The organism is Psychrobacter sp. VH5 (assembly GCF_050572635.1).
In the GTDB taxonomy this organism is placed as follows: Bacteria; Pseudomonadota; Gammaproteobacteria; order Pseudomonadales; family Moraxellaceae; genus Psychrobacter; species Psychrobacter celer.
The window spans coordinates 1,508,890-1,530,330 of the sequence record NZ_CP192145.1; the positions used below are offsets into that span (position 1 = coordinate 1,508,890).

The following is a 21,441-nucleotide window of genomic DNA, read 5'->3' on the forward strand; positions in this document are numbered from 1 at the left end:
CTTCACGGCAAACGATTTATAGTATTCATAGTTAGTATGAAGATGCTTACTTTTTTGGTTGATTATCATGCGTATTCGTAAACTGTTTAAATTTGAAAACGCTCATATTGTGCGTAACTGCAGCTCAGAGCGTTGCAAGCACTCTATTCATGGACATAGCTATCAGATTGAGCTGATACTTGAGGCCACGCGTTTGGATCACGGGCAGATGGTCTATGATTTTGGTTTATTAAAATCCTCGATCAAAGACATCATTGACAGCTTTGATCATGCCATTTGTTTTTGGAACAAAGACGATCCTGAGTATATCGCTGCTTGCAAAAAATTCAGCGCGCGCTGGATCAGTTTGCCAGTGTCACCCTCAGCTGAGCAGTTTTCGCGCGTGATATTTTTTTGGGCGCAAGAAATCCTAGCGCAGACGCAAATGCAAAACGGCGAGGCAGACGTCAGTGTGTACTCGGTGATAGCCCACGAAACAGCCACAGGTTACGCTCAGTGCTTTTCTGATGATGTGGCAAACGTGCAAATGGGTAAGCTTGTTTTAGAAGACTTTGAGTTTAGTGAGCAAGTACGAAGCGAATGGCATGATCCTGAGCTTTATGCCAAGCTTATTCGCGGTGAGCGCTTTACCAATCCTTCAGTCACCATGCAAGTACAGGCAGGTAATCGTGATGTCGAGTAATACAGAAGCAGCCAAAAACACCAAAACGTTGACGCTGCGTACAGAAGATGACACCCAGCGTTTGGCGGCGCAGTTAGCATCGCTATCGCTAAGTGGTAGTGTGTGGCTGGCAGGTGACTTGGGCGCGGGCAAGACGACCTTGACCCGCTACTGGTTACAAGCGCTTGGTCATGCAGGAGCAGTCAAAAGCCCGACTTATACATTGGTAGAGCCGTATACTATCGCACAAAGTGATGGCTCAATAAAACCGGTCTATCACGCCGATCTTTATAGGCTACAAGATCCAGAAGAGCTGTCTTTTATCGGCTTTGATGAGTATCTAGATGAGCCAAACGCGCTGGTTATTATAGAGTGGGCCAGCCGAGCAGACAGCTACTTGCCGCCGCCCAGCGTATTTATCGACATCACGCAAGCCACCAGCGATGACTGTGATAACGACACAGAGTATCGGCATGTTGAGCTGCGTCTATCCAGAGTAGGGCAGGCGCAAGGCATAGATCTGTCTGCTTTACATATTTAGCTTTTGTCTACTTTGCTTTTTTAATGCCATAACGATACCTTTTAAATGCCAGAGACTCCTCCTCAGACCCGTATCAAAAAACTACCACCGCTGCTGGTCAATCAATTGGCCGCAGGTGAAGTGGTGACGCGCCCGGCTGCCGTGGTAAAGGAGTTGCTAGAAAACGCCATTGATGCTGGCGCAAGCGACATTGAGATACGGGTGACCCAAGGCGGCATGGGCATGATCGAGGTGATAGATAACGGTACTGGCATTCATCCTGATGATATGGTGATGGCGATTACCCGTCATGCGACCAGTAAGATTGCAGATGTGGCCAATCTACAAGGGATTACGACCTTGGGGTTTCGCGGGGAAGCATTGGCTGCGACGGCGGCGGTTTCTCGCTTAACCTTGACCAGTAGCCCTGACGATAGCGGCGTCGGCCGTCAGTTACAGGTTGCAGGCGTGCTGGCTGATGTACCGACGCTCACGCCCGTAGTGCATCATCGTGGGACGACGATTACGGTCAAAGATTTGTACTTTAATGTTCCGGCTCGGCGCAGCAATCTTAAATCTATTGCCACGGAGTTTGGTCATATTGAGGCGATTGTTCGTGATGTGGCTTTGGCTCGCGCAGACGTGGCACTGAGCCTGTTTCATGATAATAAAAAACGACTATTACTCTCATCCAACCCGATGACCTCTCATGGAATGCCAACCGAGCGCAATCAGGCGGCAGATTGGGCGACCAACTGCAGTGCTAATGCCCATCAAAACAGTCCAAACCCGTTATCGTTATCACGGCTAGAGCAAGCATTGGGGGTTGCTTTGACGACCAATGCGCTTGAGATTATGCTTGATCTGTCGGGTCTACTACAGCAGTCTTTCGTGTCTGATGCTGGGATGGGGTGGGGTGATAGAGCCCGTGTCCATGGCTGGCTGTGGCCCAGTGTCGAGACACAAGTGTCGTCGGCACAGAGTATGCCAAAGCTGCTCTACGTAAATGGCCGTTTGGTCAAAGAGCCGATTATCAGCAATCAGCTGCGTCAATTGGCTCAAAGCGCGCGGCTGGCAGGTCTGGGTTATGCGCTATATTTTGAGTTGCCAGCCGAGTGGCTCAATATCAATGTACACCCGACCAAACAGCGTATTAAGATCAGTCCTTTAAACAACATTATGGCGCATCTCAATCATGCGGTTCGTGCTAAGCTAAAGCCCATTATGCCTGCGCAGCTGCCAGATGAGCCTACTCACAAAAAAGATAAGCGATCAGCAAATTACAATGCTACCAATAGCCGCTCAGACAATAGGTCAGATGCTGAGCGTTGGCTGTCATCTGCAGTAGCCACCAATAATCATCACAATAGCTCATCACGGTTGCAGTATCCGCAGTCCAGCAGACGAGTCAGTGAATACCAGCAGCCCTATGAGCTATCCAAAAACCCAGATAGCACGGCAACGGTGACGCCAGTAGGCAAGGCCCCGACTAAGACGTTGACTGAGACGCCGGGCGAGTCAAGGGATGCCGCGCCGCAGGTAGCCTCTACAGAGTATGGGTTAAAGACGCTTTACTTAGACCTCGTCTGTTTAGAGGTCATCCATTTGGACAGCTTACATAGTATCAAGCCACTCATGGACTCTGCTGCTACAAATATAGATACAGTTATAGGTAAAGATACATTGCCGTGGTTGCTGTTTTATCATCAAGGTCAATGCTCGATTGTCAGTGCCGCCGTATGGCAATCGCAGCTTAGCTTGCTGTTTGCGCCCAATCGGTGGACGGATAGTACTTATTCAGATCAAGCTTGCATTGCCACTGATATCAATCAGCAACTAAGCGAGATAGGGCAGCGGATGTCGATGCCAGATGCATTGGCATTCAAGGCTGAATTACAGGCTTTGCTAAGTAACCATGCCATTTATTCGGTAGCGGGCAGTCAGTTAATCGCATGGATGCTATCAGCCGCCGCGCCGTCAGTATCATAACCATATCACCAGCACTCGTCTTCTATAGCCAATCACCCGTCAGCCTTATCATAACAACCCTACAATAATTATCATATACTCTGCGATTAGCCATTGTGCTTTAGCATGTGTAAGGCAGTTAGTGTGGCGTTGGTTCATAATTTATATAAAAATCATTTATAAAGGTCGTTTTATGCAACTCTCCTCTGATAGCTCGTCTTATCGCTTAAATCCCAATTTGGCGGACAACAGCGTGGTGTGTTTGATGGCGCCTACCGCCAGTGGCAAGACCGCGCTAGCGTATGAGCTATACGATACAGGACGCTATGAGCTAATCTCAGTGGACTCAGCACTGATATATCGTGAGATGAATATCGGAACCGCCAAGCCCACAACAAAGGAGCTGGCGCGTTATCCGCATCATTTGGTCGATATTATCGATCCTGTGCAAAGCTATAGCGTCGCGGAGTTTGTCAGTGATGTGGCGCGGCTGATTGAAGCCTGTCATCAAAACGGCAAAATACCACTACTGGTCGGCGGTACCATGATGTATTACATGGCGCTGCTAGAGGGGCTCTCACCTGTGCCGGATAGTGATGAGGCAGTACGCCTGCGCGTAGAGCAGTGGCGACAAGAGGACGGTATCGACGCGCTGTATGGCTATTTGGAAAAGGTGGATCCGATCAGTCATCGGCGTCTCAATGCCACTGACACGCAGCGTATCACTCGCGCGGTCGAGGTGTATCTGCAAACGAATACAGCGATCAGTGACTGGCAGCAGCAGCCCAAACAAGCGCTCGCGCACAATACAGACCAACAATGGCATGCGCTGGCCGTCATGCCAGAGCGCTCGTGGTTACATCAGCGCATCGAGCAGCGCTTGGATATCATGTGGCAAGAAGGGCTGGTTGCTGAAGTCCTAGGCCTGCTTGAGCGTTATTCGTTAACGCCTAACATGCCCTCGATGCGCTGCGTTGGCTATCGGCAAGTGTTAGAGTATCTCGTCCAGATTGACCACCCAGTCTTTGAGTACAGCCACTTAGACAAAGCGCTGTTTTATGATGCTTTTTTAACCCCGTCACCACAAGATCAAGTGGCTGTCTCTACCAGTGAGCGGCAGCGGCTTGCTTGTCAGCAAATGCAAAATAAGGCATTATATGCCACTCGGCAGCTGGCAAAGCGTCAATACACATGGCTACGCAAGCTCACGCAGCTGCCCACCCTGTCTGATACGTGGGTCGATAGCACACACTCGCTTGCCCATCCTAATGATCGACAAGCCGTTCATCCAATCATGTTACAGACATTTGATACCATGGCCCACGTCAGAGATTACTTGTATTAACGCATGTTTTATCAATATGTAAAGAATAATGACAATTAGTTTCAAAATATAATGTAGATAACTGGTATAATTTAAACCTAGTAAACTAGTGGGAATTGTCTAGTTATTGCGGTTTTTATGGGTATTGACTGACCTTTGTTTATAGAAAATCTTTGTGAAACAAGTGGTTACTTAATTATTCACAATAAAAGCGTATTCGCGATAAAGTAGAATGACTCACATAGCATGCGTGTTTATTTGGATGCGTTTGATGAAAGCGTATCATTGTATCTATCTTCAGCCATTATAATGAAAGCCACACTTAAAATAATTGGCACTCAAAACATAATTATATAATATTTAGGAGAGACTTCATGTCAAAAGGACAAACTTTACAAGATCCGTTCTTGAATTCGCTGCGCAAAGATCGCATTCCTGTCTCTATCTTTTTGGTTAATGGTATCAAGCTGCAAGGTCAAATCGAATCGTTTGATCAATACGTGGTACTGCTCAAAAACACGGTCAGCCAGATGGTTTACAAGCATGCCATCTCGACAGTAGTGCCAGCACGCAACCCACGTAGCGGCACTACTGGCACGGGTAGTCAAACACAAGGCGTTAGTCCAACTGGTTATCAAGGCGGCGGGTTTGAACGAGGCGGCAATCCTGCGGGTGTCGGCGGTTTTGAAGAGCGTGGGTTTGCTTCGAGTCGTAGCGGTTTTAACCGTGGCGGCTTTGGTCAAGGCCAAGATCGCGGGTTTGAGCGTGGTAGCTTTGGTCAAGATCGTGGGTTTGAGCGCGGTGGATTTGGTCAAGACCGCGGCTTTGAATCGCCCGCAGATGAAGGGTCTCACGACGATAACGGCTAGGCGGCTTAGTACAGGATAAACGCCGTGATGCGATACGACTGATTGAATTAAAACCTGCTTTATAGTGGGTTTTTTTTATATGATTTTTTATGGTTTTACAAGCAATGGAATGGGGGCGTTGATACTCTAATACCCGCGCCTCTCAGTACGTTTGAAGATATTACTAATATTGACGATAGTATAGTAAAATAGTGAATTGATTCATGATAACAATAGAGCGGATCCATGAGTAATACCCAAAGCAATCTCACCCACGAGCAATTTATCAGCACTGCTATTGAAGCCATCAATACGGAAATTTCTGCGTTGGCATTGTTGACAGAGCAGATAGATGATCGATTTGCCCAAGCCTGCGATATTATTTTGGCCTGTCAGGGTCGTGTGGTGGTGACGGGGATGGGTAAGTCGGGACTGATCGGGCGTAAGATAGCGGCGACCTTTGCCTCGACTGGTACGCCTGCGTTTTTTATGCACCCAGGCGAGGCAGGGCATGGCGACTTAGGGATGCTGGTCAAAGGTGATGTGCTGCTTGCCATCTCCAACTCTGGCGAGTCAGATGAGATCAAGATGCTACTTCCCGTGGTCAAGCGTCTAGAGATTCCGCTAATCAGTATCAGCCGTGATAAGCGTGGCATGTTGCCCCGTTCAGCGGACATCGTATTGACACTCGGCAAGTCGCAAGAAGCTTGCCCGCTGAATTTAGCGCCGACTTCTAGTACCACGGCGACGTTGGCATTAGGTGATGCGTTGGCAGTGGCGTTGGTACATGCGCGTAATTTTACCTCAGAAGATTTTGCGTTGTCGCATCCAGCAGGCGCGCTTGGTCGTCAGCTACTGACGCGCGTGGAAGACTTGATGCACTCCAAGTCTGAAGACTTGCCGCTTATTCATCAGCAAGCGCCTTTACAAGACGCCCTCTTTACGATGTCAGCTGGGCGTTTGGGTATGACGGTAGTGATTGATGACAGCGATAAAGTGGTTGGCGTTTTCACCGACGGGGACTTGCGCCGCGGCTTAGAAAAAGGCATCGATTTACAAACACCGATGCATGAGGTAATGGTCAGTAATCCTCGCCGCGTCAGTAAAACCATGCGAGCATCAGATGCGTTAAGCGTGATGAACGAAAATGGCATCAGTCAGCTACTTATCATCGATGAGCAAGACCGTTTAGAGGCCATCATTACCTTGCATGATCTACTAAAGGCTGGTGTAAAATAACTTTTATTGCGAAAAGTACAAAAGTACAGAAAGTAAGACAAAGCGCCACTAAACAAGCCCCAAACTAATTAGCCGCTAAAGGGCATGCAGTTTAATCACTATCTATAACATAATAAAAGAGAGATATCATGCAAGACTTAATCAAAAAAGCAGGGAGAGTCAAACTTTTGGTGATGGATGTCGATGGTATCTTATCAAACGGTCAAATCATTTATGATGCCAATGGCACCGAGACCAAAGCTTTTTCTGTACAAGATGGCGTCGGCGTCAAGTCGTTGGCGCGCTATGGTATTTTGACCGCCATTATCACAGGGCGCAGCAGTCCTATGGTCGATAAGCGCGCCCGTGAGATGGGTGTGGATTATGTCGTACAAGGTCGTGATGATAAACTGATTGCATTAACTGAGTTGTTAGCGATGCTGGATCCTGCGCTCAACATCACAGCAGCAGACTGTGCCTATATGGGCGATGATTTACCGGACATCAAAGCGATGCAGACCGTAGGGTTTGCCGCCACTGTCCCTAATGCTCATGCCGAGGTTATCAAACGCAGCGACATGGTGACGACGCGAGCGGGTGGTACAGGTGCGGTACGTGAGATATGCGATTTGATTTTAAAGGGCCATGGGCACTATCAGGATTTTATAGCGCACTATACACTTGAGCAAATGCAAACTGGGGATGAGGAACTGTGAATACACGTGTATTAATCGTTCTGGCATTGATTATCGCTGGTATCGCTGGTTGGTTTTTTCAGCAGCAAGGCGAGATAACCCCGCCGGTCAGTATGGAAGCGACCGATGTCGACTATGAAGCAACGGACATCAAGGCTGTGCAGACCAATGAGGAAGGCGAGACAGAATACGAGCTGACAGCCGAATCATTAACACACAACCCTGTGACCAATCTCGATGAGATGTCCGGTATTACCATGAACTGGGAGCCATCTGCCGAGCAGCGCTATCGTATTGAGGCTGGGAGTGCCGCTATCAGCCAGCAGACAGGGGAGCTTAGCTTGTCTGGCGGTTTTACCCTTATCAGTGAAGGCAATCCGGATAAAGAGGTCGAGCCTATCAAGGTGACGGGCAGTACCCTAAAGGGCAATACCAAATCAGGACAAGTGTATAGCGAAGCACCTGTGAAGATCGAGCAAGGAGCAAACCGTTTTGAAGCGGCCACTATGACAGCCAATCTCGAGACTGGTGATTATGAATTTGGGCAAGTAGCGGTCGCCTTTACACCAGCTCAGCGTCAGGACAAGGCCCTGTTTTAAAGAGTCCATTTAAAGTGGCTGTTTACAGTGCCCAGTTAGCTGCAAGTCCTTCTATAGTTAGCTGAATGTAAAACTGTTATGGATTTAAACGCGCTACTGGTATAAATTTTACTTGCGTGCTGCGTTCCCAGAGGCTGCGCAAAATTCATCCCAGTAGCGCTATGACATTTTTAGAGTGTATCGACTATACCTATTATAAGACGAGTGATGTTTATGAAACCTAAATTTTTGTCTACGCTGCGCGCGCTACCGATGCTCATGCTGGTTGCGCTGCCGCTTTATAGCCACGCTCTGCCATCAGATGCCAACCAGCCGATCAAACTATTGGCAGACAAGGCCACGTATAGCGAGCGTACAGGGGTCACCAGCTATGCAGGCAACGTGATTATTACTCAAGGGACTTTTAAGATGACCGCAGATAATATCACGGTCAACCTATCTCAGCAGCGCAGTATCAACTCAGCGGTGGCGACCGGCCGACCAGCGACGATGCAGCAAATCGTGACACGAGAAAAAGGCCTAGCAAAAGGTCAAGCCAATAAGATTGATTATAATGCCGTCACTGGCATCATCACGCTGACTGGTAATGCCAGACTGGTGCAAAACGGCGCAAGTTTTGCAGGTAATGTCATTCGTTATAGTCTAAAAGCCGGCGATGTTGAGGCCACTGCCGGTGGTAATCAGCGCGTAGAGCTGGTATTTCCGCCCAATGCCAATAGCAGCCAAAGTGGTATACGTTAGACGGCAAAGCAGCTTTTGTCATCGTGCCTGAATTTTGCAAAACATGAGTAAGTTATGAGTGATAATCAAAGTATTGACCCTGTAGTCGCCCCGCAAGCCTCGGTCTCAAGCACCCGACTGTCTATGCAAAATTTGGGTAAGCGCTACGGAAAGCGCTGGGTCGTCAAGGACGTCTCGTTTTCTGTCGAACAAGGACAAGTGGTGGGACTGCTAGGCCCCAACGGTGCTGGTAAAACCACCAGTTTTTATATGGTTGTCGGGTTGGTCAATATGGACAAAGGCCGCGTGACACTCGGTAAGATGGATCTGTCCAAATACGCCATGCATGAGCGTGCGCGGGCAGGTATTGGGTATCTGCCGCAAGAGGCTTCAATATTTCGTAAACTCTCTATCGAAGACAATATTTTGGCGATCTTACAGACGCGGACAGAACTAAGTGCCGCTCAGCAGTGCCAAGAGCTTGAAAAACTCATCAGTGAGTTCCATTTAGAGCATGTGCGCAAATCTTTGGGCATGAGCGTCTCTGGTGGTGAGCGCCGCCGCTGTGAGATTGCCCGTGCTCTAGCGGCTGACCCGAAGTTTATTTTGTTAGATGAGCCGTTTGCTGGGGTAGATCCTATCTCTGTCGGCGATATCAAAGACGTGATTTTGACCCTAAAAAATCGCGGTATCGGCGTCCTGATTACTGACCATAACGTGCGAGACACACTGGCCATCTGCGAAAAAGCCTATATCGTCTCAGAAGGTGCCATTATCGCTGAAGGTACCTCTTGTGAAGTGCTAGAAAATGAGTTGGTGAAGTCAGTGTACTTGGGTAAAGACTTCCAGGTATAAGCCATTCATCTTTCATAATTTTTTACCATGATGGGGGCTAGGTACTCAGTTTATTGGTATTATCAATCAAACTCCTAAAATAGGCTCATAAATTATGGCAAAAAATAAGAGCAGTTATGTTTGTCAAAGCTGCGGTGCGCATTTTGGTAAATGGGCAGGGCAGTGTAGCGATTGTGGTGAATGGAATAGTTTGGTCGAAGCCCCAAATGTCAGCATGCCGCATCATAACAAAAGCGCGGCAAAATCTACGGCCAGCCGTGGCACTCCTCGTACGGCTAGTACTGCTGCGACCGGCAATTACTCAGGGACACATAGTGCGGTGATGCCACTCAATGCGGTGAGCGTCACATTGGATACACGCTTGCCGACAGGTATCAGCGAGTTCGATCGTGTGCTAGGTGGCGGCTTGGTCGCAGGCTCAGTGGTGCTGATCGGTGGTGATCCGGGTATCGGCAAGTCAACCATTCTTTTGCAGACAGCGACCAATATGGCGCGCGCCGACTCGTTGGCAGGTAGTGCACTGTACGTGACGGGCGAAGAATCATTGGCCCAGGTTGCTATGCGTGCCAAACGCTTAGAGTTGCCAGCCGATAGATTGCGAGTATTGGCGGAGACCAATGTAGAGACCATCTGTGCCGCATTGACCCAAGAGCAACCGGCGATTGCGATTATTGACTCTATTCAGACCATCTATACCGACGCCATTAGCTCGGCACCGGGCGGCGTCAGTCAGATTCGAGAGTCAGCCGCGATGTTGACCCGTTATGCCAAACAGACAGGTACCGCGTTATTTTTGGTCGGTCATGTGACCAAAGAGGGTACCCTTGCAGGCCCGCGCGTACTTGAGCACATGGTCGATACGGTACTGTACTTTGAGGGGCAGTCAGACTCTCGTTTTCGGATGATTCGCGCAGTCAAAAACCGTTTTGGCGCAGTCAACGAGCTGGGTATCTTTGGTATGACAGATTTAGGCCTCAAAGAAGTGGCGAACCCTTCAGCGATTTTTTTGAGCCGTTACGACAAGCCTGTCGCAGGCTCAGTGGTGATGGTCAGCCGCGAAGGCACAAGACCGCTATTGGTTGAGGTGCAGGCATTGGTGGACGACTCACAAGGATCGCCTAGGCGCATGGCATTGGGGTTAGATTTTCAGCGTTTATCGATGCTGCTGGCAGTGATGCATCGTCATGGTGGTATCCATACCAGCGGTCAAGACGTTTATGTCAACGTCGTCGGCGGGGTCAAAGTGATAGAGACAGGCTCTGATCTGGCGGTATTACTTGCGTGCGCGTCAAGTATCAAAGAGCGCGCTTTGCCATCTTCGCTAGCGGTGTTTGGTGAGGTGGGTCTTTCAGGTGAAATCCGTCCCGTACCCAATGGACAAGAACGGCTCAAAGAAGCCATGAAGCATGGCTTTAAGCATGCTATTATTCCTAAGGCCAATGCGCCTGCAAAAGGTGCGGCGCAGTTTAAAGGAATTAACGTCATCGCGGTGGAGCGTCTAGATGATGCCATCGAAAGCGCTTTTGAGTTATGAGGGGAGTCTTGCTCAAGCAGGCACTATGAATGACCTTTAAGATAAAAAAAGCACCTAACTTATTCAAGTTGGGTGCTTTTTTAGTGCTATGCTTTAAATATCAAACCAATATTAGGGTCCTGCAACGCGCTCGATTGATACGTTACTGACACCTTTATTGGTGATACCTAAACGCTTAGCAGCGCCATAAGATAAGTCTAATACTCGGTTGCCATGGAATGGGCCACGGTCGTTCACCTTAACCACGACACTTTTGCCATTGGTTTTATTGGTTACTTTGACATAGCAGTTCAAAGGTAGAGAACGGTGAGCAGCTGTCAGACCATTCATGTCAAAAGTTTCGCCGCTGGCTGTTTTGCGGCCATGAAACTTACGACCATACCAGGAGGCAAGCCCTGTTTGTTTAAATTTGCTCACAGAGTTAGAAGCCACGGCAGTAAGACGCTCTAATACATCTTCGTCGTTGCTGACTTCTGTGGTATCACTGGCCAGTAGTGAGCTGCTCAGTGCCAACGATGTTGGCTTGCGTGCTGACTTGACCAAGCTTGATGCGCCGTCATGCTGACGGCTAAGCTCACTTAAAACGCGATCGATATGGGCGGCGTTGTCTTGCGAAATCATGGCAAGATTGGTTTTTGCTTCAGCGGCATTTGCATGAGTCGCCGCTGCAGAGCCAGCGAACAACACAGCTGACACAGTCAGTAAACCAGATAAACGCTTATTCATAGATACCTCGATAACTTATATATCAAAACCTAACTCTATTCTTCTGAGGTTTGGATGGAGAGCCGCAGCGCCGGAGCAATCCAGCGGTATCACACACTCCAAAGCCTTCTCATCACGATATATATTGATGACGACCAAAGGCTTTATAGGTATTAATATATGTTAATTTTATGTCATTATCATAAGTGGTTTTCACACCTAGCTACTTATGAAACGCTCAAAGGATGGTTAACGATACATACTTGATTTAAACGATAACGATCTTAGGAGAAAAGACGATGCCAAATATATAAGGCACATTGCTAACTTAATCAAGGGTTTGAGAAGTGTTCAGTGTAACTTTGTTATTAAACCGTTAATTAAGTAGTGTCTTTGCAAGCCTGCAATCTACAAGTCGCTAACTATACGGCTGAGCTACAACCAAAATATAATTGAATGCAAAGTTTTTTAGCACCTATGTACGGGTTATGTATCATAGGGCAATAAAAAGAGGGTAACGCAATTATTTGTAAAAAACAAGGATTAATATCTATCCGTACCAACCAGTCATGGGTTGGTACTAAAGGATACTTGAGGAGAAATGTTGGATTATGCGATAGATTAAAGTAGCCTTAGCTTGGTCTGTGTGTATGAATAGACATCAGTAGTCCAAAGCCTGCCATCAAGGTGACAATGGCCGTACCGCCATAACTAATGAATGGCAACGGCACCCCAACCACGGGTAATATGCCGCCAACCATACCAACATTGACGAATATATACACAAAAAACGACATGGCGATGGCACCAGCCAGCAGCCGGCTATAGACATCAGGATGCGTAAAAGCGATATATAATGCCCGTGCCAGTAGGCAGCAGTAAATGAACATCAGCAGCAACACACCAAGCAAGCCAAACTCTTCTGAGAATGCAGCAATGATAAAGTCTGTATGACCTTCTGGCAAAAAATGCAGATGTGACTGCGTGCCTTCAAGGTAGCCTTTACCAGTGAGTCCGCCTGAACCGATAGCGGTTTTGGACTGTATGATGTTCCAACCAGCGCCTTGGACATCTGCCTCTGGGTTGAGCAGCGTCATGACACGCGTCCGCTGATAATCGTGCAACAAAAAATTCCATGCAATGGCCACAAAAGGTACGGCAAGAATGGCAGCCGCTGAAATCAGCCGCCAAGATAGACCAGCTAAAAACAACACAAAAATCCCACTGGCCGCGACCAACAATGATGTGCCTAGGTCGGGCTCTTTGGCGATCAACAACACCGGAACCATAATCAAGGCTAAGGTAACGATAATGCTTGCAAAAGAGGGCGGCAGGTCACGCTTGGACAAAAACCAAGCACACATCATCGGCATCCCAAGCTTCATAAACTCTGAGGGCTGCACGCTACCGAACCCTGGAAGGTTAATCCAGCGCTGAGCACCCATCCGAACTTCACCAATGATATCGACCAACACCAATAAGATAAGCCCTAAGACATAAAAGATGGGCGTAAAGCTTCGATAAACGCTAGGAGGGATCTGCGCCATGGTAAACATCACAGCAAACGCCACACCATAACTGACCACTTGACGGATGACCATGTCCACGTCTTGACCGGCGGCGCTGTACAAAATCGTCAAGCCAATACAGCAGACCGTCAATAACAAGAGGGTCAGCCAGGGGTCGATATGAATACGTTGCCACAGCGTCGGTGCATGACCTTGGCCTAAATGATGGCTCTGACGTGAAAAACGGTATTGCGGGTTAGAAGACATAGGCAAGTGGGGCTGACAATTGGTATAAAAAATGGGGGAGCCAAAAATAAGACATCAAACCTAACGATGTTGTCTTAGTATCGATAGCCTACCGTATATAAGGTAACACATAAGCAATAAAGTCACGTAATTATAAAACTATTAAGCATAAGTGTTATTTGTAAATTTTTGACCTCTATTTAGAAGCGATAGTTTAGCCTGCTTGCTGAAAATTTGATAGTATCGATAAAACGTTTTTAGCGGCAGTTTCTTGCAATGACTCATACAAAAAAACTTCTCTATAGGCAAATCTATCAGCCTATGCTGGCTCTCATGCTAGGTGCCAGCAGTATCACCACCCACGCCGTTATTATAAGTGACGATAGTGAGCGCCGTATTCAAGTCAGACACGGCAACAGTACGGCAAATGCTTATGTTAATAACAGTGACTCCAATCATAGTCCGGGCGTGACCATGCTCAGCGGCGCAAATACCGTATCGGGCGACAGTATGCAAAGCTTGATTGCCCAAAAACAGCGTGATTTTGAGTCGAGCTTGTCCATACAAGAAAACAAGCGTGTCAATATCAAGCAGCGTCCACCTAGCTATACGTCCCCCAACAATCGCTATAGCACCGCGCGCAATACTTATGATAATACCTATCGTGATTTTTCTAGTATGGATTTTCATGCATGGCTCAATAGCAACAGCTACCGCGCCCGTCAAGTGGCTGATTATCAGCGTTATCTTAGCGCTCGTGTTGGCGCTCAAAACGTACCGCCTTTGTCGCAGCTACTCACCACAGCACGCAGCTGGAGCAAGTGTGGCTATGAGCCCTACCAGTTGCCACCGCAAGAGCTGTGGGCAAACATCGTACCGACGTTGCGATTATATAGTGAGCTAAAGCATCAAGGTGTACTGCCTGCCACCAGTGAAATACGGTCGGTATATCGCAGCCCTGGGCTCAATGATTGTGCCGGCGGTGCTGCGCGTAGTAAACACATGAATGCAAGTGCCATAGATATTTGGGTGCCAGAATACCAAAACGATCTGTGGCGACTGAGCACCATGCAAGATGGCTTGTGTCAGTTTTGGCACTATCAAGGAGAAGCGCACAACTTTGGGTTGGGGCTATATGCCACAGGGGCGATTCACCTAGATACCGACGGCTACCGAAAGTGGGGCTTTAATCATGCCAGCAGTAGCTCATCATGTCGCTATTAGCTCAAGAAAAACGACCGTTTTGCCTAAGGGGGCACAGAGCCTAATAAATTTCGGTCAAAGCCGTTATAATAGTGCTGATACAATAGCGATAAGTGGCGCATGCTTTATGGATTGATCATGCCAGATTGCTGGGTAAATATTATTGGGTAAATAAGGTAACAACAGGTGTTTATGACAAGCGGGATTTATGAAAAAGCGGTATATAACCACAGTGGCAACTGCCATGATTGATAAATCGAAAACAGGGTTTTGGCAGTCAAGTAATATATATTTGACGTTTTTTGGTGTCAGTTTTTTATTGCTTTTGGCCGTCAGTGCTTGTAGCTCAGAGAGCTTCTCTGAAAACGGCGCGGCAGGGGCAGACAAAGCAGTCATGAATGACAATAAAGCCAAAGCTGAGCAAAACGCCCAAGAGATTAAAGACAATATCAGAAACTCTTATGCCAGATTGGCCTCTGGTCGCTCTGATGTCTGTCCAAAGCTTATCCAAGAAAAGGTAGGCAGTCCGGTAGTCGAGCGTACCGCTGAAGTCATGGTCGGTGATTACTGCGATTATTTTTTGTATGCAAGAGAAGGACAAGTGATTGCTGTGCAGACAGACAATCGTCAGCTAGAAGCTTTGCTTATCGTCCCAACGCTGCATAATTTTGCCAACGGTGACTATCAGGTTCGCTCTTATGATAAGCATGTGATTCGCTTAAGCTATAATGGCGCGACGTATAAGCCTGAAAATCTGATTTATGATGTTGCCGTTACTGTCTCTGACACACATTAATAGCGCTCAATCATAGAATCTAAATCATAAAACATGAAACATAACATGGACGATACCACGTGGCATCGTCCATTTTTTACGGCGGTTTGTTTTATCACCGAGAAGTATTTGGCGCTATTTTTTAGCCTGCTTGTTTTGCCAAGGATCTACCTGCCCGACAGTGACAATCAAAAAATCATCAGGCTGCAACGTATCGCGTAGGGTTTGATTGACGTCAGCGAGCTGTACTTGATCGATACGATTGACATAATCGTCTAGGTAGCTGTTTGGTAGTTGATAAAAATTCATCATTCCCAGCAAACCATTGATGCCTGCATTGCTGGCAAAGCCCATCGGAAAGCTGTTTTTTAGGCTGTCTTTGGTCAGACGTATCTCGTCACTGGTAAGACCATTATCCAAAGTTTCTTGAATAACTGCTAAGCTTGCATCAATGGCTGCGCGCGCTTTGTCATTGCGGGTCGAAAACCCAATTTGATACGGGCCGCGTGTTAGCATCGGGTTCATAGCACCTGAGATACCATAGGTGTAGCCAAGGTTTTGTCTGATTTCAGTCATCAGGCGAGCGTTAAAATCACCCCCTGCCAATACGTCATTACCGATGGCAAAGTTGGTTTGCTGCTGCTGCTCTTTTGGATTGGTCGCGCGTTTGCTACCCAGTTGCCCCATTAGCACCGTGGTTTGTGTACTGGGAAAGGGTATATGAACATGCTTGGCTTGGGTGAGGGGCTTGGGTTCGGCAAGCTCAGGCGCAGGCTGACCGGAGGGCAGCGTGGTGGTAATGTCCTCAGCCAGTTTTTTTGCTTGCGCCAAGGTGAGGTTGCCCGTGATAGCAAGAGAGGCATTGGCCGCGACCAGATAGCGGTTTTTAAAATCGATAAGCTGCTGCTTGTCTATGTTTGGTACGGTCTCAAGGGTACCAACTGAAGGGTGCGCATAAGGATGATCGCCGTATAGTGCTTGACTAAACGCAATGCTCGCCAGACTGCTTGGGTCTTGTTTTTGCTGCTGTAAGCCGACCAGCAAGCGTGCTTTGTTTCGTGCCAATACTTCATCATTAAAGGCAGGCTCGGTGAGCATCTGTGTCATCAAGTCGGTAGCTGGCAATAAGTGCGCATCATCTGACAAACTGCGTAGCGAGACAATAAACATATCTTTGTAGGCGCGGCTACTCAGATTGATGCCTAAGGTTTCAACGGCTTGTGTAAACGCTGTTTCATCCAAGCGCTTGGCACCTTGTGTCAGCATGGTGGCGGTCATATTGGCAATGCCAAAACCTTTTTTGCGTATGCTACTATCGCGGGCGCTACCGGCGTTAAAGCGTAGATCGATATCGACGATGGGCAGCGCGGTTGTTTGGACAAAGCGCACGGGCACACCGGCGCTGGTCGTAAATTGCTCAATCGCTGGGACAGTGACGGTCAAAGGCGTAGCATTATCCAAACTGCTGAGCTTAGATAAGGCGGCAATGGGCACGCTGGTATCGACGATTGCAGTACTGCGATTTTCTTCTGTGGCTGTAGAGTCTGCTTGCGCTGGCATGACCAGTGTGGTCAGGCTCAATAATACCCCGATGCTAAGCGGTGACAGTTTATAGCTGAAGGGTCTTTTGATTACTTGCAATAAATCACTAGTATGGCTCATGGTTTTCTTCTTATTCATCATGTATTTGGCAGGCGACTGATTGAGGCTTATTTATCTGTAGCGTCTTGTTGTCCAAGCTTTTCTTGCACGGACTCTTTTCGCTCAGTCTCTTTGGGCGGTATGATATGCATCGCAGTCAAGTTGTTTTTTACCAGATACTTTTTGCTCGCCTCCTGAATGTCTTGTACTGTGATATTATCAAGCTTGCTTGGTAGCTCGGCCAGCAGCCGATCGTCGAGCCCGATAGATTGTAGTGAGCCAATCATACGTGCTTGACCCTCCATACTATCTTGTGCGTAGATAAGGCCTGTGACGGTGTTGGTCTTAGCGCGACTGATTTCATCGGTGACGATGGGGTCGGTTTTTAGTTTTTCTATCTCATCTATAATGGCTTGCTGAGCTTGTGCTAAGCTGACGCCTTCGCGCGGTGTTGCTTGAATCAAAAACAACCCGTCACCGCGATCTAACAGATCATAGGACGTGCCGACTGTGGTCAGTAGACCCTGCTCACGTATCAAGCGGCTCTCTAGACGGGCAGAGAGGCCACCATCTAGGACGTCCTGAGCGAGCGAGAGCGCATAGGCTTGTTTTTCATCGTTTTTATCTACAGTCACAAGGCTTGGGACGTTATAACCCATCAGCAAAACGGGTACTTGTACGGCTTGCTCAGAGTCGACTTTTTGGTAGCCGCGAAAGCCTGGTTGTCTAACGGCTGGGCGTTTGGGTAGATGACTTGGCGTTAGCTGCCCAAAGTAGCGCTGCACCTGCGTCAATACATCTTTTGGCTGTACATCGCCGACGATGACTAACGTGGCGTTGTTTGGTGCATACCATGTTTTGTACCAGTCTTTTAAATCAGGCAGCGTGATAGACGCCAGCTCATCCATGGGGCCGATGACCGACTCGCCCTTTGGACTATCAGGCAGCGCAAGCAAACGAAATGATTCGTAAGCTTTGGCAAGCGGGTTGTCATCAGTACGCTGACGGCGCTCCTCCATCACTACCTGATGTTCTTTGGCAAACTCATCTGCATTGAATATAAGGTTTTTCATACGGTCAGCTTCTAGCTCAAGCGCTAGCGGAAAACGGTTGGCTGGGAACAGCTCGTAATAACCGGTGTAGTCGTAGCTGGTAAAGGCATTATTGATCCCGCCAAACTTGGCAATCAAGCGCTCAAAGTCATCGCTTGATACATCGCTTGTGCCTTTAAACATCATATGTTCAAGCAGGTGCGAGATGCCCCCTTTATCGACCGGCTCGTCTGCCGAGCCAACGCGATACCAAACCTGTGTCATCACGACAGGAGCGCGGTGGTCTTCTCTAATCACCACTTTTAAACCGTTTTTTAACTGGTACTCATGGCGGCCTGACATGTCCATACTCAAGGCCGATGGATTCTGAGAACGACTAGCGTATTGGGCGCCATTATCGGTATTTTGGCCTGCTTGGCTTTGCGCTTCGCTAAGCGGTGTCGCCGCTGATGAAGGTGGGCTGATAGCACTGGTTTGGCAAGCACTTAGGGTTGTTGCCAACGCCAGCGCACACGCGATGCGTAATGATAGAGCAGATAAAGGCGCAGAGGGTACAGATGATAAAAAGAGCAGTGACATGGTAGCTTCTACTTATATAAAATGGCAGCAAATAAACAGGCAAAAAACAATCAATCAGACGTGTGATTCATGGCGAAAAAGCACGCAGTTAGATAGACTTGTGCGCCCCAACCATGACGCTGGCAGTCGGCTTGATTTCTTGAGTCGTGCTACACCCAGTCATCGAGAAGGCAATGCTCGTCAATAATAATGCCGAACCGATGCTGGTGATTTTTTTGCTCAGGCGTTTATGATAAGAAAGTAGTGACATAATTGTTTCCAAAAATAATGATGAAAGATGACTGTGTTTGGATAAGGCAGTCTTTAAATAAGACTCTGTAGAGTAGGCGAAGTCTGAAAGATATAAGGTCGGATTTTTGTGTCTAAACCTTAAGCCAAACTTACTTGGCATCACGCCTGAATCCTCATACCCAAGGCATTTATCGATTGTCCGACATGGTAGGGCAGAGCGCACTTGTAATTATGCTAAACTAGACCAAAATAATCCGCCACGCTGGGATTTGTCGATAGCAAAAACGGATTACATACCAAACCATTTAAAATAATCAAATTATTGATAGCAACAACTTTTAGGGCAAGCTTATGAATAACACAAATAATAGCAGTCGTGTGGTCATCAATCTAGATGGCGATCTAGACGATTTAGATGACGATGATATTACCTTACCCAGTCTGCCAGCGCAATCGGTGCCCATTATCGATGAGCCTGAACATCAAGAGGATCTTCACACAGCACAAAAGGACACAACTGCGGTTACAAATGGATCTTCGGCAGATAGTGCAGATAATGTCGCTTTAGGCGCGCCCATCGTGACGCTTGATGAGCAAGATGACATCAGTCACACATCGACGACGCAGACTGAAATGGATGAGCACGCGGTCGATGATGTTAAAGAGAGTGATAATAACACCAGTGATCACGCTGTATCAGCACCGCCGCAGCCTAAGCCAAGTACCGTTTCCACTATCCCGGCCATGCCATTGCAAGAAAAACTAGGCGATAGCCAAAGTGTTAGTGCTACTCGTACGCCTGCAGCCAGTCAGCCTACATCTGAAGCAGCAGAGGCGGTAGAAGACAAAAAGGCAGAAGACAAAAAGGCAGAAGACAAAAAGGCAGAAGACAAAAAGGCAGAAGACAAAAAGGCAGAAGACAAAAAGGCAGAAGACAAGAAGAAAGGCAGCTGGTTTAGCCGTATGAAAACGGGGCTAAGTAAGTCACGTAAAAACCTAGCCGAAGGCATGGTCAACATTCTGATCGGCGGCAAGGAGATCGATGACGAGCTGTTAGAAGAGGTCGAAGATCAACTACTGGTCGCCGATATCGGAGTCAATGCCACCAATCGTATCATCAAAAGTCTCACCGAGCAGACCGACCGTGGTGACTTGATTTATGCCCACTCCCTTTATAAAGCGCTACAAAATGAGCTGGTTGATATCTTAACACCAAAGGTTGCACCGCTGCTTATTGACACCAGCAAAAAACCCTTTGTTATTTTGGTGGTCGGCGTCAACGGTGTCGGAAAAACCACCACCATTGGTAAGCTTGCCAAGCGTCTACAAGGCGAGGGCAAATCTGTCATGCTCGCGGCAGGTGACACCTTCCGCGCGGCAGCCACCGAGCAGCTACAAATCTGGGGTGAGCGAAACGACATACCAGTCGTGGCACAGGGTCATGGCTCTGACAGTGCGTCGGTGATTTTTGATGCCATGCAATCGGCCAAAGCCAAAAACATCGATGTGTTAATCGCTGATACGGCTGGGCGCTTGCAAAACAAGACTCATTTGATGGCGGAGCTTGAAAAGGTGGTGCGTGTCATGCGTAAAGCCGATCCTAGCGCGCCGCACGAAGGCATGATCGTTCTCGATGCAGGCACCGGACAAAACGCCATCAATCAGGTCGAGCTGTTTAATAAAGTTGTGCCATTGACTGGGATCACCGTCACCAAACTAGACGGTACGGCCAAAGGCGGAGTGGTCTTTAATATCGCTGAAACGACGGATGTGCCGATTCGCTATATCGGCGTGGGAGAGTCGATTGATGACTTGCGTGCCTTTAGTCCTAAGCAGTTTGTCGCCGCTTTATTTGAAACCGATGACAAAGCGTAGCACTGCTAGCATGATTTGGGTGAACAAGCAAAATAGTGATGACCCAAAACGAGTGAGTGTATTAATAGGAGAAAGGAGGCATCATGATAGTCACTGAAGCGGTATTTGCATCGCACCGAGTCGCATTGATTGCGAATGGGCATGCGCAGGATACGCCTAGGTTGGTGGAGGTCAACTGGCTGCAAGCAGGGAACAGTTGGGACTCTTCAAAGTCCATTGCTAAGCTAAAAAAACATCATGGTCTTTGTGATAAAGACTTTAGCTTTATCGCAAAAAATAGCCTAAGCAAAAATAAGCCAGCTCAAGCGTTACTCATTGACACCATCTCGCAGCTCACCGCGTACTTTAGCGGCGCGCGGCAGACCTTTGATTTGCCGCTAGACATGAGTCTGGGCACCGAGTTTCAGCAGCGGGTGTGGCAGGCTTTGCAAGGCATCGATTATGGTGAGGCCATCAGCTATGCTGAGCTCGCAAAGCGAGTGGGCAGCCCAAAAGGCTTTCGCGCGGTTGCCAATGCCAATAGCAAAAACCCTTTTAGTATTATCGTTCCATGTCATCGCGTGATTGCAAGCGATGGTAAAATTGGCGGTTATACTGGCGGTCTGGACAAAAAAGCACATTTACTGGCGCTAGAAAAGATAAGTTATAAAGTGTAAGCCGTATAAAAAGAGGCCAAACGCTAAA

20 protein-coding genes are annotated in these 21,441 nt (G+C 47.9%); 15 read left to right on the plus strand and 5 right to left on the minus strand.

The window, feature by feature from the left end; translation table 11 throughout:
• Positions 1–67: 67 nt before the first annotated feature.
• The 11 genes from ACNFVB_RS06415 to radA all read left to right on the plus strand — a co-directional run bounded on the left by ACNFVB_RS06415 (position 68) and on the right by radA (position 10,942).
• Positions 68–682, plus strand: coding sequence for a 6-pyruvoyl trahydropterin synthase family protein (locus ACNFVB_RS06415; protein ID WP_430736919.1), 615 nt, complete (start codon positions 68–70; stop codon positions 680–682).
• On the plus strand, positions 672–1,202 hold the full coding sequence (gene tsaE, locus ACNFVB_RS06420; protein WP_430736920.1) for a tRNA (adenosine(37)-N6)-threonylcarbamoyltransferase complex ATPase subunit type 1 TsaE: 531 nt from the start codon (positions 672–674) through the stop codon (positions 1,200–1,202). The genes ACNFVB_RS06415 and tsaE overlap by 11 nt, the downstream gene beginning before the upstream one ends.
• 45 nt (positions 1,203–1,247) lie before the next feature.
• Positions 1,248–3,170, plus strand: a complete 1,923-nt coding sequence (gene mutL, locus ACNFVB_RS06425) for a DNA mismatch repair endonuclease MutL (protein WP_430736921.1) — start codon at positions 1,248–1,250, stop codon at positions 3,168–3,170.
• Positions 3,171–3,342: 172 nt separating this feature from the next.
• Positions 3,343–4,494: a tRNA (adenosine(37)-N6)-dimethylallyltransferase MiaA gene (miaA, locus tag ACNFVB_RS06430; RefSeq protein WP_430736922.1), complete on the plus strand. Its 1,152-nt coding sequence runs from the start codon at positions 3,343–3,345 to the stop codon at positions 4,492–4,494.
• A 353-nt stretch (positions 4,495–4,847) separates the two neighbouring features.
• Positions 4,848–5,342, plus strand: coding sequence for an RNA chaperone Hfq (gene hfq, locus ACNFVB_RS06435; RefSeq protein WP_075100954.1), 495 nt, complete (start codon positions 4,848–4,850; stop codon positions 5,340–5,342).
• Between the two features lie 225 nt (positions 5,343–5,567).
• Entirely contained in the window at positions 5,568–6,560 is a 993-nt protein-coding gene (locus ACNFVB_RS06440; RefSeq protein WP_430736923.1) for a KpsF/GutQ family sugar-phosphate isomerase, read from the plus strand.
• 128 nt (positions 6,561–6,688) lie between these two features.
• Complete coding sequence (locus ACNFVB_RS06445) at positions 6,689–7,255, plus strand: KdsC family phosphatase (RefSeq protein ID WP_288998845.1); 567 nt, start codon at positions 6,689–6,691, stop codon at positions 7,253–7,255.
• Positions 7,252–7,833, plus strand: a complete 582-nt coding sequence (lptC, locus tag ACNFVB_RS06450; RefSeq protein ID WP_430736924.1) for an LPS export ABC transporter periplasmic protein LptC — start codon at positions 7,252–7,254, stop codon at positions 7,831–7,833. The genes ACNFVB_RS06445 and lptC overlap by 4 nt, the downstream gene beginning before the upstream one ends.
• Positions 7,834–8,046: 213 nt before the next feature.
• Entirely contained in the window at positions 8,047–8,574 is a 528-nt protein-coding gene (gene lptA, locus ACNFVB_RS06455) for a lipopolysaccharide transport periplasmic protein LptA (protein ID WP_100749759.1), read from the plus strand.
• Positions 8,575–8,628: 54 nt separating this feature from the next.
• Complete coding sequence (lptB, locus tag ACNFVB_RS06460; protein WP_430736925.1) at positions 8,629–9,408, plus strand: LPS export ABC transporter ATP-binding protein; 780 nt, start codon at positions 8,629–8,631, stop codon at positions 9,406–9,408.
• Positions 9,409–9,502: 94 nt separating this feature from the next.
• A complete protein-coding gene (gene radA, locus ACNFVB_RS06465) occupies positions 9,503–10,942 on the plus strand; it encodes a DNA repair protein RadA (RefSeq protein WP_430736926.1) in 1,440 nt (479 codons plus the stop codon).
• Positions 10,943–11,053: 111 nt separating this feature from the next.
• On the opposite strand, the gene ACNFVB_RS06470 is transcribed toward radA, so the two are convergent.
• The gene (locus tag ACNFVB_RS06470) at positions 11,054–11,668 is read right to left on the minus strand and encodes a septal ring lytic transglycosylase RlpA family protein (protein WP_430736927.1); all 615 of its coding nucleotides are present in this window, start codon (positions 11,666–11,668) and stop codon (positions 11,054–11,056) included.
• A 611-nt stretch (positions 11,669–12,279) separates the two neighbouring features.
• Positions 12,280–13,422 (minus strand): rod shape-determining protein RodA, encoded by a 1,143-nt coding sequence (rodA, locus tag ACNFVB_RS06475; protein WP_430736928.1) that lies wholly within the window; start codon positions 13,420–13,422, stop codon positions 12,280–12,282.
• A 255-nt stretch (positions 13,423–13,677) separates the two neighbouring features.
• Here rodA and ACNFVB_RS06480 point away from each other — a divergent pair, with 255 nt between their 5' ends.
• A complete protein-coding gene (locus tag ACNFVB_RS06480) occupies positions 13,678–14,625 on the plus strand; it encodes a D-Ala-D-Ala carboxypeptidase family metallohydrolase (protein WP_430736929.1) in 948 nt (315 codons plus the stop codon).
• Between the two features lie 187 nt (positions 14,626–14,812).
• Positions 14,813–15,400: a hypothetical protein gene (locus tag ACNFVB_RS06485; RefSeq protein WP_430736930.1), complete on the plus strand. Its 588-nt coding sequence runs from the start codon at positions 14,813–14,815 to the stop codon at positions 15,398–15,400.
• A 114-nt stretch (positions 15,401–15,514) separates the two neighbouring features.
• Here ACNFVB_RS06485 and ACNFVB_RS06490 read toward each other — a convergent pair whose 3' ends face one another.
• The 3 genes from ACNFVB_RS06490 to ACNFVB_RS06500 all read right to left on the minus strand — a co-directional run bounded on the left by ACNFVB_RS06490 (position 15,515) and on the right by ACNFVB_RS06500 (position 18,901).
• Entirely contained in the window at positions 15,515–17,041 is a 1,527-nt protein-coding gene (locus ACNFVB_RS06490; protein WP_430736931.1) for a M16 family metallopeptidase, read from the minus strand.
• Positions 17,042–17,088: 47 nt separating this feature from the next.
• Positions 17,089–18,651 (minus strand): M16 family metallopeptidase, encoded by a 1,563-nt coding sequence (locus ACNFVB_RS06495; protein WP_430736932.1) that lies wholly within the window; start codon positions 18,649–18,651, stop codon positions 17,089–17,091.
• Between the two features lie 88 nt (positions 18,652–18,739).
• The gene (locus ACNFVB_RS06500) at positions 18,740–18,901 is read right to left on the minus strand and encodes a hypothetical protein (RefSeq protein WP_158676722.1); all 162 of its coding nucleotides are present in this window, start codon (positions 18,899–18,901) and stop codon (positions 18,740–18,742) included.
• Positions 18,902–19,845: 944 nt separating this feature from the next.
• Here ACNFVB_RS06500 and ftsY point away from each other — a divergent pair.
• Together ftsY and ACNFVB_RS06510 are read left to right on the plus strand one after the other, a co-directional pair.
• On the plus strand, positions 19,846–20,757 hold the full coding sequence (ftsY, locus tag ACNFVB_RS06505; protein ID WP_288998983.1) for a signal recognition particle-docking protein FtsY: 912 nt from the start codon (positions 19,846–19,848) through the stop codon (positions 20,755–20,757).
• A gap of 83 nt (positions 20,758–20,840) precedes the next feature.
• Positions 20,841–21,413: a methylated-DNA--[protein]-cysteine S-methyltransferase gene (locus tag ACNFVB_RS06510; RefSeq protein WP_430736933.1), complete on the plus strand. Its 573-nt coding sequence runs from the start codon at positions 20,841–20,843 to the stop codon at positions 21,411–21,413.
• Positions 21,414–21,441 lie beyond the last annotated feature (28 nt).